Raw genomic sequence first — 16,306 nt, 5'->3', positions numbered from 1 at the left:
TCATGGGAGCATCGTCGGATGGCTGATCTGTTCAGCAACCCTCGTTTGGCCGCGGGACGCGACCGAGCCTTAGCCGTCTATCGCTCGCGCCGGGTCCGTCGCTGGACCTTGATCACCGTCGCCACGGTGGTCGTGTTCGGCCTGCTGGGTTTCTTCATCGCTCCGCCGATCATCCATAGCCAGATCGAAAAGCGCGCCAGCGCGGCGCTTTCGCGCCCGGTCACCATCGGCGCCGTCCACCTCAATCCCTATACGCTGCGCCTGCAGCTGGACCAATTACACATCGGCGATCGCGACGGCAAGTCGCCGTTCTTCGACGTCGACCAGGCGGTGATCAACAGCTCGTGGAGCTCGCTGTTCCGCATGGCGCCGGTGCTGGACGAGTTCAGCCTGCAGCACCCGCGCATTCACATCGTCCGGACGCCGGACCAGCGCTTCAACTTCACCGACCTGATCGAGCGCTTCACTTCCAGGCCTTCGGATCCCAAGGCGCCGCCGGCGCGGTTTGCGCTGTCCAACATCAGCGTGCACGACGGCGACATCCAGTTCGATGACCAGCTGTTGAAGGCCGAGCACCACATCGAGCAGTTGGATATCGGTATCCCGTTCCTCGCCAACCTGCCCAACGACACCGACGTGTTCGTGCAGCCGCTGCTATCGATGAAAGTGGACGGCAGCCCGCTGCGGATCGAGGGCCATACCAAGCCATTCGCTGACAACCGCGATTCGATCGTCAGCTTCCAGCTCGACCACCTGGACCTGGCACGCATGGTTGCCTACTCCCCCACACCTTTGCCCGCTGCCATCGCCAAGGGTCTGGCAAGCGGCCCGCTCGAGCTGCACTTCCTCCAGACCAAACCCACGCCGCTGGTGGAGCTCATCGGCAACCTTCAGCTGGATGATTTCGTCCTCAACAGCAACCATGGCGAGCCCATCGTCACGGTGGCGCATGGCAGCGCCGACCTTCTGGATGTGCAGCCTCTGGTCTCACGCTATTACCTGGGCACGCTCAAGCTGGATCAAGCTCAGCAGTACTACACCGTGGATGGCGAGGGTCACACCAACCTCGACGAGCTGCTTGCGCCGTCCGAGCCGGCCGACGCGAGTGAAAAGTCGCCGCCGATGGACCTGCGCATCGCCTCGATGCTGCTCAACGACAGCACCTTGCATTACACCAACGCGACCAAGGACAAGCTGGACCTCACCCATGTGCACGGCAGCCTGCAGGCGCTGAGCAAACTGCCCGCACCTCCTGCCAGGATGGACCTCGCGGGCCAACTGTTCGGCGGCGACATCTCCGCCAAGGGCACGGTGGATCTGGCCGCGACGAAAATGGTCGCGACGCTCGACATGAAGCAAGTCGACATCGTGCCGCTGCAGGCGATCGGCTATCAGGGCTTCGCTGCGCGCGCCTCGAAAGGCAAGCTCGACGCGAACGGCCAAGTCCAGGTCGACTGGGGCAAGGCAATGAACGTTCACCTCGCCGATGCGCACACCACGGTGACCGACTTTGCCCTGGAGCCTCAAGCCAAGGGTCATGTCGCACCCGTGGCATGGAAAAAGGCAGATACCGAGATCAAGCTGGTCGACATGGCCAGCCGCCAGGCGCAGCTCGGCACGGTGACGGCCGACGGTTTTGCCGTGGACGTGGCGCGCGACCCCAACAAGCACATCACCCTGGTGGATCTGTTCGCCGCCAAGACGCCTACCGGCAAGGCCGCGGCTGACAGTGGCCCGCCGTGGCACTGGAGCGTGGCGCACCTCGGCTTTGACAATGCTTCGATTGCCTTCACCGACCAGGCGTCCGGCGACAAGCCCGTGAAGATCCAGGTGACGTCGCTCAAGGGCGGCATGGACAACCTGAGTGACAAGCTCAACGAACCCCGCCAGCTGAAGCTCGAAGGCAACATCGGCAAGGGCAGCTTCTCGGTCAACGGCAAGGTGCAGCCCTCGCCGGCCATGGCCGACGTGCAGCTGACGTCCAAGCAGATGGACATCGCCAATTTCGCGCCGTACATCAGCGTGCCGCTCAACGTCACTATTTCCACCGCACGCCTGAGCAGCAACGGCAAGCTGCACTACGACGGCCGTGGCAAGGACCCAAAGGTTTCCTACAAGGGAAACGCCGCGCTGGAAAACGTGCGCGTACAGGACAAGCTTACCGGCGATGACTTCCTCCGCTGGCGGACGCTGAGCGCCACCAACGTCGACGCCGACTACGGTCCCGGCACGCCGCGCATGCATATCGGCGGGCTGGTGCTCAGTTCGTTCTATGCCCGCGTGATCGTCAACGCGAGCGGCAAGATCAACCTGTCGGACGTGGTGGCAAAACCGGAGCAGGCGCCGGTGTCCGTGACACGCACCGAAGGCAGCGTCGCCGCCGCACCGGCGGCCCCTGCAGCACCGAAACCGACAGCGCCCGTGGCTACCGCCACGGCAGCCACAGCCGGAGCCCCCACCACGGCTGCGGCGTCGGCTGCCCCTGCGGCCGACCTTCATGTCGGCGGCATCACGCTGGTCAACGGCCAGCTGAACTACACCGACAACTTCATCAAGCCCAACTACACCGCGAACCTTACCAAGCTCACCGGCAACATCGGCGGCTTCGGCACCACGCCGGGCGACCCGCCCGCTAGCCTCTCGGTGCAGGCGGCGCTAGACGACAACTCGCCGGTGGGTATCGACGGCACGATCAACCCGTTGCAGCCAGTGGCCTTCCTCGACATCAAGGGCAAGGCCAACGACGTCGAGCTGACCCGACTCACCGCCTACTCCACCAAGTACACCGGTTACCCGATCACCGCCGGCAAGCTGACGATGGACGTCCACTACATGCTGGACAACCGCAAGCTCAATGCCGACAACCACATCTTCATCACACAGCTGACCTTCGGTGACCGCAACGAAAGCCCCGGCATCCAGCATCTTCCGGTAAAGCTGGCCGTGGCCCTGCTCAAGGACACGCAGGGCAACATCGACGTGGATGTGCCCGTATCGGGCTCGCTTGATGACCCGCAATTCAGCATGGGTGGCCTGATCTGGCGCGCGATCGGCAACCTGATCGCCAAGGCCGTCACCGCCCCGTTCCGCCTGCTTGGCGCGGCCTTCCACGGAGGTGACCATGAAGACCTCGGCTATGTGGAATTCGAGCCGGGCTCGGACGTGCTGGATAGCGCGGCGCAGGAGCGGCTGGGCAAGATCGTCGCCATGCTCAACCAGAAGGCCGCGTTAAACCTCGACGTCATCGGTCGCGTCGACCCGTCCAAGGATCAGGACGGCTTGCGCAAGTTCACCGTCGACTACATGGTGCGCAAGCAGAAGGTGCTGGACCAGTCAGGCAAGAACGCCGATACCTCCGACGCCGCCCTGGCCGCCGTCAACGTCACGCCCGACGAGTACGAGAAGTACCTCAAGCGCGCTTACAAGGACGACGATTTCAAGGGCAAGCCGAAGAACATTATCGGCCTGAAGAAGTCGCTGGAGCCGGACGAGATGCGCAGCCTGATGGAAACGAATGTGTCCGTCGACGACAGCGCCATGCGCGACCTGGCCCAGCGCCGCGCGCAGGCGGTGCAGGCGGCGCTGAAGGGCAAGCTGGACGACAAGCGCGTTGCCTTGAAGGATCCCAAGCTCAACGCCGACGGCATCGACGACAAGGGCAAGACCACACGGGTGGAGTTCGGCCTGCACCAGGGGTAAGCCGCGGGGTTCTCCAGACTCCACGCCTCGCAATAAGGCGGTCATTCCGGCGCAGGCCGGAATCCAGCTGCGCCCGGCGCCGCTTTTCGCGAGTAGTCCAGGGCGCCGCCTGCCGCGACGGCCTGGCCTGTCCGTCACTGGATTCCGGCCTACGCCGGAATGACGGCGAACAGTCTCCTTGTACGAGCGCACCCTGTGCGCGATAGCCACGAGGCCCCAGCGCCTGCCTCAGCGGCCGCTCCTTCTCCTTCCTTCACAGCCAGCCCCCAAGGGATCAAAATAGGCCTTTGACCCAGCTGGAATTCCCCCATGAGCTACCCCGGCCAGTCGCGCTTCGCCAGCGAACTTGAATCCATCCGCGAGCAGGGCCTGTTCAAGGCCGAGCGCATCATCACCTCGCCGCAGTCGGCGAAGATCCGCCTGGACAGCGGCAAGGAAGTGCTCAACTTCTGCGCCAACAACTACCTCGGCCTGGCCGATCATCCGGACGTGATCCAGGCCGCCAAGGACGCGCTCGACACCCACGGCTTCGGCATGGCCTCGGTGCGCTTCATCTGCGGCACGCAGGATCTGCACAAGCAGCTGGAAAAGAAGATCGCCGAGTTCTTCGGCGCCGAGGACACCATCCTCTACGCCGCCTGCTTCGACGCCAACGGCGGCCTGTTTGAGCCGCTGCTGGGCGAAGAGGACGCGATCATTTCCGACGCGCTGAACCACGCCTCGATCATCGACGGCATCCGCCTGTGCAAGGCCAAGCGCTTCCGCTATGCCAACTGCGACATGGCGGACCTCGAGAAGCAGCTGCAGGCCGCCGACGCCGCCGGCGCGCGCACCAAGCTGATCACCACCGACGGCGCCTTCTCGATGGACGGCTTCATCGCGCCGCTCGACCAGATCACCGCGCTGGCCGAGAAATACAACGCACTCGTGCACATCGACGAATGCCACTGCACCGGCTTCCTCGGCGATACTGGCCGCGGTTCGGCTGAAGTCAAAGGCGTGCTCAACAAGATCAACATCATCACCGGCACGCTGGGCAAGGCGCTCGGTGGCGCCCTCGGTGGCTTCACCACCGGCCCACGCGAAGTGATTGAGATGCTGCGCCAGCGCTCACGCCCCTACCTGTTCTCCAACTCCCTGCCGCCGCACGTGGTCGCCGCCGGCATCAAGGTGTTCGAGATGCTCGCCGCCGCTGGCGACCTGCGCGAGCAGGTGAAGGCCAACACGGCGTACTTCCGCGAACAGATGACCAAGGCCGGCTTCGACATTAAGCCCGGCGTGCATCCCATCGTTCCGGTGATGATCTACGACGCCAAGAAGGCCCAGGCGATGGCCACCGAGCTGCTCGACGAAGGCATCTACGTCACCGGCTTCTTCTACCCGGTAGTCCCGCAGGGACAGGCCCGCATCCGCACCCAGATGAGCGCGGCGCATACGCGCGAGCAGCTGGATCAGGCGATCGCCGCGTTCACCAAGGTAGGAAAGAAGCTGGGCGTGATCTGAGGCCACGGCCATCCCTCTCCCCTAGTTCCACGCGAAGATCGTTGCTGCTCGGGGAGAGGGTTGGATGAAGGTGAACTCCTGCAGCAAGCGCACTCTGTGCGGTTGCCGGCCACCGACTCTCCCCGAGTCATCCGAGCTGATCGCACAAATACACCCGCGCTTTGAGCCCTCTCCGCCAAGGCGCGTTGCGGTGTAGCCGCTGTCCGTGAGGTAGCACGTCGCTGATCAGGCTGGCCACAGTCGCCCTGGCTCGTATTCCACATATCGCTACGAGCCTTTGAGGCCATTTTCTTTGGGTTACTTTTCTTTTGGGCCAGCAAAAGAAAAGTGACTCGAGCGCCGGCAGGCGACATTGCCACCTTCACGGTGGTCGAAACGCCCGCCGCGTAGGCGGCATGCTGGCGGAAGCGTCGAAGACAGAGCCAAAGGCAAAGTCACTGGATCCCTGCTTTCGCAGGGATGACGAGCTTGAGGTGCGCGGCAAGAATGCCCCCTTCGAGGCCGTCCCATAGCGCACCACACCTATCGTCCATTCCGACCCTAGCGATCGATTTTCAAAATGCGCCGCGCAGTATTGACGCATCGGAGCGACTCAAGGTATCGCGGCCGCGCGCAGTGTGCGTTTCCGCAGCGCGGGCGGTGACATCTCAGGTCCCGGCAACTTGCCCATGCCCTCGATGATGAGAGAGAAACGGCTAGGCCTGCGCCAACGCCCGAACCTCATCCTCACTGAGGCGCCGCCACTGCCCCTTGGCCAATTCGCCCAACGCAAGCGAACCAATCGCCACGCGGATCAACCGAAGCACCGCGACATCGTGCGCCGCCAGCAGGCGACGGATATGCCGATTGCGCCCCTCGTCGAGCACGATCTCCAGCCACGCGTTCTTCTCGCCATGTCGCAGCAGCACAGCGCGTCGCGCCGCAAGACGCTCACCCTCTTCCACCACGCCTTCGATGAGCGCATCGAGCAATGCCTGATCGGGAACGCTGTCGACCTGCACGTGATACGTCTTGTCCACGTGATGCTTCGGTTCGGTGAGCCTCGCCGCCCACACACTATCGTTGCTCAGCAGCAGCAAGCCTTCGCTCGCCTTGTCCAACCGCCCCACCGGTCCCAGCCATGGCAACCCCGCTTCCTTCAGCAGGTCGTATACCGTGTCGCGGCCACGCTCGTCTGAAGCACTCACCACGATGCCGCGCGGTTTGTTGAGCGCGATGTAGACGCGTTCGCTCGCCATGACGGGCTCGCCGTCCAGCAGGATGCGCTGACGTTGCGCATCGGCAGGACGCTCCGGATCGAGCACGATCTTGCCATCCACGCTAACCCTGCCCTCGCGCACCGCCTTTTCCGCCTGGCTGCGCGAGCACACGCCCAGCTTGCTGAGCACGCGCGCCAGCCCGTGGCGCGGAGTCGTTGGCGCTGATGTTCGTGCGGCTGGACGGGATGGACGCATGAAACAAAGGTTCGAAGAAGACGGCGCGCAACATGGTAGGCGATCGAAGCGGGTGGCGCCCGCCGCACAAAAGAAAAGCCCGGCTTTCGCCGGGCTTTTCGGTACTGCACGAAGCTCCGATTACTGCTGGACCTGCAGCTCGGTGCGACGGTTCTGGGCGCGACCACCCTCGGTGCCATTGTCACCGATCGGGTTGTTCATGCCGTGGCCGAACGGGCCGACCAGGCGGCTGGCGGCGATGCCATGCGTGGTCAGGTAGTTGAACACGATCGCAGCGCGACGCTCCGACAGATCCTGGTTGTAGGCTTCCTTACCCACCGAGTCGGTGAAACCGGCAACGGTGACCTTGACGTCCGGGTAGCGGGTCAGGGTGTCAACAGCCTGGTCGAGGATGGCCATCGAGTCGGCGGTCGGCTCAGCCAGCGCCTTCTTGATGTCCGTCTCGCCCTTCTTCGGGCGGTCGAACTTGAAGTTCACGCCGCGCAGGTCGATCACGACCTTCTGCGGGCAGCCGTCCGGACCGACGATGGTGCCTTCCGGCAGATCCGGGCACTTGTTGTCGCACAGGTTCACGCCGTTGCGGAACTGCTTGGAGCAGTCCGGAGCAACCGGGGCCGGAGCGGCAGCCGGGGCCGGAGCGGCAGCCGGTTCGCCGAAGCGTGACACGATGCTGAAGCCCAGGAACCAGTCGCCGTAGCCGTTCTGGCTGCGGATGCTCTTGTCGTCCCAGTCATAACGGTAGCCGGCTTCCACGCGGAAGTCGGAGCTTTCGGTGATGGTCTTGGACAGACCAGCGCCCAGTTCGGCGGCCGGAGCCCACGCGTTGCTGGCTGCGTTCTGGTGGTAGCTGCCCATCACGCCCACGAGGGCGTACGGACGCCATGCGTTCCAGTCGCCGTAGTAGAAGCGAGCGGCCACGCCGAGGTTGTTGTTCGACCAACGACCGCCGCCGACCGAGTTGTCGACGCTACGCTTGGTGCGGTCGAAGAACAGGTCGAGCGAGGTGTACGAATTGATGAACTTGCCAACGCCCAGGCCGTAGTAGACCTGACGGCTGTTGGTGTTGCGATCGGTATCGTTGTAGTAGCCACCCACCGTCGGAGCAATGTACCAACGGCCGTCGAAGCTCGGCGTGGTCGCACCGGTGGTGTTGTCTTGCGCGTGAACGGCGCCAACGCCGCCCAGAGCCAGGGCGATAACAAAATACAGGCCCTTACGATTCATCTGGTGTCTCCTCATATTATTGGTATCCGCGTCCGTTCCCACCCCAGACGAAAACGCGCGTCAAAACTGACTTCTACTTCGAGGGACTACAGCCGTCCCTTGCTTCGCGCCCCGAGCGAAAAAGGTGTCTCAGGATTCAAAGCGCGGCGGAGTGTAGCAAAAGCGTTAAGGCCATCGCACGAGTAAGGAGACGACGTTGGTGAAGCGTGGTTCAGGCAACGCATGCAAGCGTTTCCTGCGCAAACACCGACTGCGACAACGTGTCGCGGCTTGTCGCACACGATGAGCAGTTGCGCGCATGACACGTCTGTGATGTGAGCACGCACAAAAAGAAAAGCCCGGCATACGCCGGGCTTTTCGATCTTCCCTGACAGTGTTTGCTTACTGACCCTGCGGACTCTGCGGGGCGGCCTGCTGACCCTGCTGGAGGACCTGCAGCTCCACACGACGGTTGCGGGCACGACCCGCTTCCGTGTCGTTGGTGTCGATCGGCTTGTTGAAGCCGAAACCGACCGGAGGATCCAGACGACTGGAGGAGATGCCATGCGCGACGAGGTAGTCGTACACGATCTGCGCGCGACGCTCGGACAGATCCTGGTTGTACTTGGCGGTACCGATGTTGTCGGTGTGGCCGGCAACCTGGACACGTACATCTGGATAACGCTGCAGGGTATCCACCGCCTGGTCGAGAATGGCCAGCGAATCCTTCGTCGGCTCGGCCAGCGCCCTGGAGATGTCCTTGTCGCCCCTCTTCGGCTTGTCGAACTTGAAGTTCACGCCGCGCAGGTCGATCACGACCTTCTGCGGGCAGCCATCCGGACCGACGATGGTGCCTTCCGGCAGATCCGGGCACTTGTTGTCGCACAGGTTCACGCCATTGCGGAACTGCTTGGAGCAATCCGGCGGCGGCGGCGGCGCAGCGACCACTGGCGCAGCCGGCGGCGCGCCGAGACGCGACACGATGCTGAAGCCCAGGAACCAGTCGCCGTAGCCGTTGCGGTTCGGCTGCGACTTGCCGTCCCAGTCGTAGCGGTAGCCGGCTTCAACGCGGAAGTCGGAACTGTCGGTGATGGTCTTGGACACACCGACGCCGCCTTCAGCGCCCACTTCCCAGTTCTTGTCGAACGGGTTGTGGTGATCGGTGCCCAGGACGGCGCCGAGCAGGTACGGACGCCACGCATTCCAGTCGAGGAAGTAGTAGCGGGCAGCAAGACCGTAGGTGTTGTTGGACCAGCTGCCGCCACCGAGGTTGCTGTCGACCGTACGCTTGGTGCGATCGAAGAAGAAGTCCAGCGACCAGTTCGGCGAGAAGTAACGACCCACGCCCAGCCCATAGTAGAACTGGCGGCTGTTGGTGTTGCGCTTGGTGTCGTTGTAGTAGCCACCCACCGTCGGCGCGATGTACCAGCGGCCGTCGTACTGGGACACGCCGGTGCTCGAGGTGGAGGTGTCGGTAGAGGTCGAGGTGGAGCTGGAAGTGTTGTCCTGCGCGTGAACGGCGCCGGCGCCGCCCAGGGCGAGGGCAATCAGGATGTACAGGCCCTTACGTTTCATCAGGTGTCTCCTCGTTTATTGGTGTACGCGTCCGTTCACCCCAGACGGGAAAAACATCAGTCGTGGATTTCAACTCCTACGAATCCCCGAACATGACTTCGAACCTAAGAAGCTTGAAGCGTGATTTACCCGAAACGGGCGCGGAGTAGTTTAGCAAAAGTTAAACAATTGCAAATCGACCCCAAACGCCCGTTCATTTTCTGCTCACGCCGTCTTTACAGCGTGAAGAGACCCAGGAAGTCCTGAACAGCCATGGCGTCCAGCTTCTGCGGGTCCCCCGTGGCCTCAAGAATGGCCTTGACCCGATGGGCCGGCAAGTGGCCGCGCAGCGCCCCTTCGAACTTCGTCAGCAGTACCGGAATGCCCTCGGCACGGCGCTTGCGATGCCCAATCGGGTAGTCAATGGACACCTTTTCCGTGCTGGAGCCGTCCTTGAAGAACACCTGGACCGAGTTGCCGATGTAACGCTTATCGGGGTCGAAGTAGTCCCTGGTGAACTGCGGATTTTCGCTGACCACGGTCTTCTCGCGCAGCGCGTCGATGCGCGGGTCGGCGGCCACGTCGTCGTTGTAATCATCGGCGGTAAGGCGGCCGAAGATCAGCGGCGCCGCCACCATGTACTGGATGCAGTGGTCGCGGTCGGCGTAATTGGCCAGCGGACCCGTCTTGTCGATGATGCGCCTGCCCGCTTCCTGGGTTTCGATCACCACCTTCTCGACCTGATCGAGCTTGCCGGCCACGGCGCCGTGCAGCTTCATGGCGCACTCCACCGCGGTCTGCGCGTGGAATTCGGCCGGGTAGCTGATCTTGAACAGCACGTTCTCCATCACGTAGCTGCCGAAGGGGCGCTCGAACCGGAACGCGTTGCCCTTGAAGGCGACGTCGTAATACCCCCAGGTCTGGGCGCTGAGCGCCGACGGATAACCCACCACCCCACGGTACACCGCATTGATGGCGTGGATGACCGCCCGCCGGCAGGCGTCGCCGGCCGCCCAGCTCTTGCGCGGGCCGGTGTTGGGCGCGTGCCGGTAGGTGCGCAGCGCGCCGTTGTCGATCCAGCTGTGCGATACAGCGGTGATGATCTGCTCCCTGCTGCCGCCCAGCATGGCGGTGACCACCGCGGTGGAAGCGAGGCGCACCAGGATCACGTGGTCCTGACCGACGCGGTTGAAGCTGTTCTGCAGCGCGTAGCAGCCCTGGATCTCGTGGGCCTTGATGGCGTAGGTGAGCACGTCGCGCACCGACATGGCCGTGCCGCCTTCGCGCTCGGCCTTGCGCGAGAGGTAATCGGCGACCGCCAGGATGCTGCCGAGATTGTCCGACGGATGACCCCACTCGGCGGCCAGCCAGGTATCGTTGAAATCCAGCCAGCGGATCTGCGTGCCGATGGCGAATGCGGCCTGCGCCGGATCCAGCTCGTGGCTGGTGCCCGGCACGCGGGCGCCGCCCGGCAGGTTCGCGCCCGGCACGATCGGGCCGAGGTGCTTGACGCACTCGGGGAACTTCATCGCCAGCATCGCGGTGGCGAGGGAGTCCAGCAGCATGTAGCGCGCCGTGTCGTATGCCTCGGACGAGTCGATCTGGTAGTCGAGGACGTAATTGGCGACGTCGACCATCGGTTGGTCGGGATCGGGGCGCCTGGCGGAGCGGATGTCGTGCGCACTCATGGGTGTTCTCGCAGCAACACAAAGCCCGGCCATTCTACCGTTTTGCCGAGCGCCCCTTGCATGGACACGGCTTGACGAAAAACCGGAGGCGCCGTGAAAATGATCGAACACTGATCCCAAAAGGGAGTAGTTCCGGACACGCCTTGCTGGGTGTCCTCGCGGTGGTCGTCACCACGGGCGCAAACCACGCCCCGGTCACCGCGGCGGCGCCGCCGCGAACGAGACTTTTGCAGTAGCGACGGACCGCGCGTACCTGTCGTTGCTGCATTCGTCCAACGCGCGGAGACCGCTCCATGGAACTGACAGGCGCCGACTTTCTCTCTGGTCTTCTGGCCATCATCCTGCTCGACCTCGTGCTCGCGGGCGACAACGCCATCGTGATCGCACTCGCCGCGCGCAATCTCCCTCGCGACATCCAGACCAGGGCCATCGTGTGGGGCACCGCGGGCGCCGTTGCAGTGCGTCTGCTGCTGACCGGCGTCGTGGTGTTCCTGCTCGAATTGCCCGGCCTCATGATGGCGGGCGGCCTGCTGTTGTTGCCGATCGCCTGGAAGCTGCTCCAACCGCAACCGAACACGCCGCACGAGGTGGCTGCCGCCAGCAGCTTCTGGGCGGCCATGCGCACCATCATCGTTGCCGACGCGCTCATGGGCATGGACAACGTGCTGGCCATCGCCGGCGCCGCCAAAGGGCAGCTGCTGCTGGTGGTGCTCGGCCTGGCGATCAGCGTGCCGCTGGTCGTCTGGGGCTCGACGCTGCTGCTGCGCCTGATCGAGCGCTTCCCACTCATCATCTACCTGGGCGCCGGCGCCATCGCCTGGACTTCGGCGCGCATGATCTCCCACGACCAGTGGGTGTCGCCCTGGTTCGAGGCGCATGCATGGGCCGCTTATGCGCTCGATGTACTTCTGGTGACCGGCGTGTGCCTGGGCGGCTGGCTGGTCAGGCGCATGCGGGAACGACGGCAGACGACAGCTTGAGATCGGTTGGCCCAAACGGCGACACTGCGCGCGCCCATCCGACCAGGAAACCACTGCATGAAGCTGTTCTACCTCCCGGGCGCCTGCTCGCTCGCCGACCATATCGTGCTCGAATGGATCGGTCAGCCGTACCAGGCCGAGCGCGTCGCTCGCGAGAACCTGCGCTCCGCCGATTACCTGCGCATCAGTCCGGCCGGCACGGTGCCCGCGCTGCAGGAGGATGACGGCTGGGTGCTGACCGAGAACGCCGCGATCCTCAACTACCTGGCGGACAAGTATCCGCAGGCCGGCCTCGGCGGCGATGGCGCCCGCGGTCGCGCGGAAGTGAACCGCTGGCTGGCCTATATCAACTCCGACCTGCATCCGGCGTTCCGCCCGGTGTTCCGCCCGGAGCGTTTCATCGACGGCGAAGCCGCGCAGGAACAGCTGCGCCAGACGGCGCTGATCCGCCTGCGCGCCTATTTCGAACGGCTCGACGAGCAGTTGGCCGGACGCGACTGGCTGACCGGCACGCGCTCCTTCGCCGACCCGTATCTGTTCGTGGTGCTCAACTGGGCCAAGGCCAAGGGCGTGGACCTGGGCGGGCTGGACAACCTGCGCCGCTTCCACCAGCGCATGCTGCAGGATGCCGGCGTGCAGGCGGTGATGCAGCACGAAGGCCTCTAAAACAGAGGCCTTCAGGGTCACCCACGATGCGTGCCGATGGGTCAGAACATCATCGGCACGCGCACCGTCACGGTGGCATCGGGGGTGTCGCGCGTCACGCCGACACCCAGGGTGAAGTTGAGCGTGCGCTTGTCGTTGAGTCGCCATGAGCCGCCGATCAGCAGCGTGCCGAGCACGGTCTTCACCGAGCCAGGTACGGTCTGGCCGTTTTGCTTGGTGACGCCGACGAAGCTTTGGTCATAGCCGATGGAGATCGAGGCCTTCTCGTTCAACGACAGGCCCATGCCGATGCTCACGTCGGCGATGTTGCCTTCCTTGATCTTGCCCAGTTCCTCGGTGCCGCCGAGCAGAATCTTGCGGGAAACGTTGTCACGGGGAACGTTGTACAGGTAGCTGAGGTTGCCAAAGAACACCACGGGATCGGTCGGATACAGCCAGGTCACGCCGGGCTGGATCGACCAGAAGCCCGTGCCGGTCGGCTGCTCCAGCGGAAGGCCGGTACCCGTCGCTGACAGGTCCACTTCGTTGATCACGTTCTCGACACAGCGCTGGATGCAGTCGGTGGTGACCTGGAACGGATCCTTGCCGGTAGCCGATTTCACGCGCAGCCAGCCTACGTAGAAAGCCTTGTCGGGGCCGCCAACGTTGATCTGGTAGCGTGCTGTCGCCTCGATGTCGCCCAGGCCGTGGCCGCTGGAGCCGAAGGCATTGTCTGTCGCCGCACCGGTGAAGATTTCGCGGCTGATGGTGTCCTGATGCTCATAGACGTACGGCACGCGCAATTCGACTTCGAGTCGATTGGTGATGCCGTAGCGAGTGGTCAGCCAGCCGATCTGCGTCGTGGTCTTGACCTGCCTCGCGTCGATCAAGCCGATCAGGATGGCGGGAATCACGGTATAGCCGACCAGCGCCACGCGATCGACAGAGGAGTATTCGAACTGGTAGGCCGGCTCGAGTATGAACTTGCCCTTGGGCGTCAGCACACCAGGCTGCTGGAAGATCGGCGCCACTTCGGGCGGTCGCGTATCGGGCTTGGGCGCCTCGCCCACTGGCTGTTGCGGACCAGCCTGCCCTGGCTGGCCCGCCTGGTCCGGCGATGGTGCATTTGCCGCCACCGCCTGCGCTGCGGGCATTGGTAATGCGGAAGCGCCCGGGCCGCCGGCGGAAATGCTGCCGGCACGTTGCTTGTCCAACTCGTCCATGCCCACAGCGTGGCGTAACGCTTGATAATCGGCCTCCTGCGTAGCCAGCGCGCGCTTCATCGCATCGAGTTGCTCCATCTGCGCGCCTATCTGGCTGCGCATGGCCTCGATGCGCTCGCCTTGTTCGATCACCTTCTTGCGCAAATCATCCCCCGACGGGGCGGATGCCTGGGTGGCGGGCGCCGCGGGAATGGTTGCCGTGGTGGGTGCTGCCGTAGTTCCTGTCGTTGTTGCTGTAGTGGCGACCGTAGTCGCCCCGGCCGGCGCCGCAGGAGCACCCGCCTGCTGCGCCGCGACTGGCGCGCCGAGCGTCACCAATCCTGCACAACCGGCCGACCAGACAAATCTCCATGCTCGACGTTGCATCACACTCCCCCATCGTCCTCGGGTTGACTTCGGTGACTTACTCGCGCGCTGCGATCTTTCGCCGTGGCGCGCGGGTAGTCGTCTGGCACTGCTGTGGCCTCACTTCCCATGCGGATCAATGTCCAAGTGACTGCAGCTGTGACTGCTGCAACGCGTCCTGCAAGCTGCCCTGGCGGAACGCGTTGAGCGAATTGACCGTCGTGTTGAGGGTGGTAATGCTCTGGATGTTCTGGTGGTTGAGGGTGTTCTGGATCACGGTGCCGGCGGAGGTCGCCTGTAGTCCCGTAGCATCAAACGTGTTGTTCGGACCGACCTGCACCACCGAGATGGTGTTGAGTGCAGCGGCCATCGCGCTGGCCTGTTGCGCGGTGATGTGCGCGATGTCCGGCACGTTGAAGCTGGTGGAAGTCACCAGGTTGCCATTGACGTACACGGCCCGGTCGATGCCGAACGACGCAACGAGCCCATTGCCCAGGTCGAAGCCACCGCGCGTCTCGTCCAGCGCGTCCTGGCTCACCGGCGTCCACTGGTCCACCTCGTCCACGGGCCCTTGGGCATTTGCTGCGACCGGCGCAGCGGCTACTGCCGCCGGCGTCGCTACCGGCATGGTGTCGCGAGCTCCGTCCTGCGCCCTGACGGCGTAGCCGGAGGCCAGGCAGATCGCGCCAACACAAATGATGTAGGTTGCAGTTCTCATCGGCCGCTCCCTCATAGGTCATCCGGCCCTTTCTTGGGCATCACGGTGTTGTAAAGCGGGTTGTGGTCGATGCCGATGCTCAAAGGCGCGCCGGGCGCCACCCGCCAATCGTTCGGATTATTGAAGACCGCAAGATTGCGCCGGTTATGGATGACGAAGACCAGTTCGTTCTTCCACACAGCCATGAACTTCTTGCGCGAAATGACCCGCGTGCCACGCGCGGGATCGCCGACCAGGATGCGATCGCCCTCAATACCCTTGACCACAACGAAGTGGTGATAACCGTTTTCGTCGATCAGCACGATGGCCGGCAGGTGCTCCTTCTCGAGCTTGTCGATAGGCACCTTGAAACCATCGGCCTCGAATCCGTTGGCGGCAAGGAAGCGCTTGATGTCGAGCAGCGAAAAGCCTTCCTTGTTGATCTTGGCCTGGTTACCGTGGGTATACATCTGCTCGAAGGCCACCTGTTCGTTCATCGGGTAGCCGTATTGATAGGTGAGCAGGGTCGCCACGGCGGCCGAGCCGCAGCTGAAGTCGTACTTCTGGTGAATGGTGGCCTTGTAGCGAGCCTCCTTGAGGCTCGTCAGATGCACCGTGTAGCTGCCCTGGCTGACCACGTCCACCGGCGTGGAGGCGTGGCTTCCGGGCGGCAGCGCCGCCAAGACCACCAACAGCGCTGCCCACTTGTTCATGGTTTGAACTGCACAGTGAGCACAGTGGCGTTCTGGATCAGCACATTGCTGCCCGAGTTCTGTATCACCACCGGAATGCCCGCCTCGCCGGCGAGCGAACCGCCGGTGATGAGGTTGTAACCGGAGATCACATGATCGGCCGAATCGTTGGAAACCGTGCCGGTCAGGCTGGTGTTCTGGATGATCTCGGTGCCGCCGCTCATGTCGGCCAGCGTGCTGGTGTCGACGGAATCGCCGATGTCCTTGGCATCACTTGCGCAATCGCATCGCGCGGCTGCGACGTAGGCGGCAATGGGCGACTCGTCGCCGGTGACCAGATAGGAGGGTGGAATGCCACCATCCTCGGCCCACGCGGCTCCGGACGTCATCGCGGCGCCGAACACGACGCACGCCATCGGAAGAAGGTATCGCACGGCAAGTTCTCCTGGGTGCAAGCGTTCCAACAGATCGCGACGACGCATCACCGCGACCACCCGATCATGTCCGCCAGCGACGACCCGACACGGCGGGACAACGAGGCCCCGCCGTGCCGTTTCGTTGTTACTCAGTGTGAGAAGTTCAGGTTGGCCTGAACGTTCACGCTCTGCTGCACCAGCGCGGCT

General features: G+C 63.7%; 12 protein-coding genes. 4 read left to right on the top strand and 8 right to left on the bottom strand.

All coding sequences use genetic code 11. The features are described 5' to 3' along the window. Nucleotides 1–18: 18 nt before the first annotated feature. Nucleotides 19–3,699 carry a DUF748 domain-containing protein gene (locus tag DVT68_RS13475; RefSeq protein WP_114825608.1) on the top strand — a complete coding sequence of 1,227 codons (3,681 nt, stop codon included), beginning with the start codon at nucleotides 19–21 and terminating at the stop codon, nucleotides 3,697–3,699. 309 nt (nucleotides 3,700–4,008) lie between these two features. Beyond that, entirely contained in the window at nucleotides 4,009–5,202 is a 1,194-nt protein-coding gene (gene kbl, locus DVT68_RS13470; RefSeq protein ID WP_114825607.1) for a glycine C-acetyltransferase, read from the top strand. Between the two features lie 695 nt (nucleotides 5,203–5,897). Here kbl and DVT68_RS13465 read toward each other — a convergent pair. From DVT68_RS13465 to DVT68_RS13450, 4 genes are all read right to left on the bottom strand, one after another. Continuing rightward, nucleotides 5,898–6,599: a pseudouridine synthase gene (locus tag DVT68_RS13465; protein ID WP_425477510.1), complete on the bottom strand. Its 702-nt coding sequence runs from the start codon at nucleotides 6,597–6,599 to the stop codon at nucleotides 5,898–5,900. 177 nt (nucleotides 6,600–6,776) lie between these two features. After that, on the bottom strand, nucleotides 6,777–7,880 hold the full coding sequence (locus DVT68_RS13460) for an OmpA family protein (RefSeq protein ID WP_114825605.1): 1,104 nt from the start codon (nucleotides 7,878–7,880) through the stop codon (nucleotides 6,777–6,779). Nucleotides 7,881–8,261: 381 nt separating this feature from the next. Next, nucleotides 8,262–9,434 carry an OmpA family protein gene (locus DVT68_RS13455; RefSeq protein WP_114825604.1) on the bottom strand — a complete coding sequence of 391 codons (1,173 nt, stop codon included), beginning with the start codon at nucleotides 9,432–9,434 and terminating at the stop codon, nucleotides 8,262–8,264. A 215-nt stretch (nucleotides 9,435–9,649) separates the two neighbouring features. Further along, a complete protein-coding gene (locus tag DVT68_RS13450; RefSeq protein WP_114825603.1) occupies nucleotides 9,650–11,101 on the bottom strand; it encodes a bifunctional 2-methylcitrate dehydratase/aconitate hydratase in 1,452 nt (483 codons plus the stop codon). Between the two features lie 293 nt (nucleotides 11,102–11,394). On the opposite strand from DVT68_RS13450, the gene DVT68_RS13445 reads away from it, so the two are divergent. Together DVT68_RS13445 and DVT68_RS13440 are read left to right on the top strand one after the other, a co-directional pair. Next, nucleotides 11,395–12,081 carry a TerC family protein gene (locus DVT68_RS13445; protein WP_114825602.1) on the top strand — a complete coding sequence of 229 codons (687 nt, stop codon included), beginning with the start codon at nucleotides 11,395–11,397 and terminating at the stop codon, nucleotides 12,079–12,081. 57 nt (nucleotides 12,082–12,138) lie between these two features. Beyond that, the gene (locus DVT68_RS13440; RefSeq protein WP_114825601.1) at nucleotides 12,139–12,747 is read left to right on the top strand and encodes a glutathione S-transferase family protein; all 609 of its coding nucleotides are present in this window, start codon (nucleotides 12,139–12,141) and stop codon (nucleotides 12,745–12,747) included. A gap of 41 nt (nucleotides 12,748–12,788) precedes the next feature. Here the strand turns inward: DVT68_RS13440 and DVT68_RS13435 are convergent, their stop codons facing one another. From DVT68_RS13435 to DVT68_RS20720, 4 genes are all read right to left on the bottom strand, one after another. After that, a complete protein-coding gene (locus DVT68_RS13435) occupies nucleotides 12,789–14,093 on the bottom strand; it encodes an acetate kinase (protein WP_199536062.1) in 1,305 nt (434 codons plus the stop codon). A gap of 337 nt (nucleotides 14,094–14,430) precedes the next feature. Beyond that, nucleotides 14,431–15,012, bottom strand: a complete 582-nt coding sequence (locus DVT68_RS13430) for a hypothetical protein (protein WP_114825599.1) — start codon at nucleotides 15,010–15,012, stop codon at nucleotides 14,431–14,433. 11 nt (nucleotides 15,013–15,023) lie between these two features. Further along, entirely contained in the window at nucleotides 15,024–15,704 is a 681-nt protein-coding gene (locus DVT68_RS13425) for a C39 family peptidase (RefSeq protein ID WP_114825598.1), read from the bottom strand. Further along, the coding region (locus DVT68_RS20720; RefSeq protein WP_233523465.1) for a hypothetical protein at nucleotides 15,701–16,306 on the bottom strand (606 nt) is incomplete at its 5' end. The genes DVT68_RS20720 and DVT68_RS13425, both read right to left, overlap by 4 nt.

The sequence above is a fragment of the Dyella solisilvae genome, assembly GCF_003351225.1.
Classification (GTDB): domain Bacteria; phylum Pseudomonadota; class Gammaproteobacteria; order Xanthomonadales; family Rhodanobacteraceae; genus Dyella; species Dyella solisilvae.
This window is presented reverse-complemented; position numbering and strand designations above follow the sequence as displayed.

Excerpts from the sequence above, each read along its gene's own strand:
- DVT68_RS13475 (WP_114825608.1), top strand. The coding sequence starts at position 19 with ATGGCTGATCTGTTCAGCAACCCTCGTTTGGCCGCGGGACGCGACCGA.
- kbl (WP_114825607.1), top strand. The coding sequence starts at position 4,009 with ATGAGCTACCCCGGCCAGTCGCGCTTCGCCAGCGAACTTGAATCCATC.
- DVT68_RS13450 (WP_114825603.1), bottom strand. The coding sequence starts at position 11,101 with ATGAGTGCGCACGACATCCGCTCCGCCAGGCGCCCCGATCCCGACCAA.
- DVT68_RS13425 (WP_114825598.1), bottom strand. The coding sequence starts at position 15,704 with ATGAACAAGTGGGCAGCGCTGTTGGTGGTCTTGGCGGCGCTGCCGCCC.
- DVT68_RS13445 (WP_114825602.1), top strand. The coding sequence starts at position 11,395 with ATGGAACTGACAGGCGCCGACTTTCTCTCTGGTCTTCTGGCCATCATC.
- DVT68_RS13440 (WP_114825601.1), top strand. The coding sequence starts at position 12,139 with ATGAAGCTGTTCTACCTCCCGGGCGCCTGCTCGCTCGCCGACCATATC.
- DVT68_RS13460 (WP_114825605.1), bottom strand. The coding sequence starts at position 7,880 with ATGAATCGTAAGGGCCTGTATTTTGTTATCGCCCTGGCTCTGGGCGGC.
- DVT68_RS13455 (WP_114825604.1), bottom strand. The coding sequence starts at position 9,434 with ATGAAACGTAAGGGCCTGTACATCCTGATTGCCCTCGCCCTGGGCGGC.
- DVT68_RS13430 (WP_114825599.1), bottom strand. The coding sequence starts at position 15,012 with ATGAGAACTGCAACCTACATCATTTGTGTTGGCGCGATCTGCCTGGCC.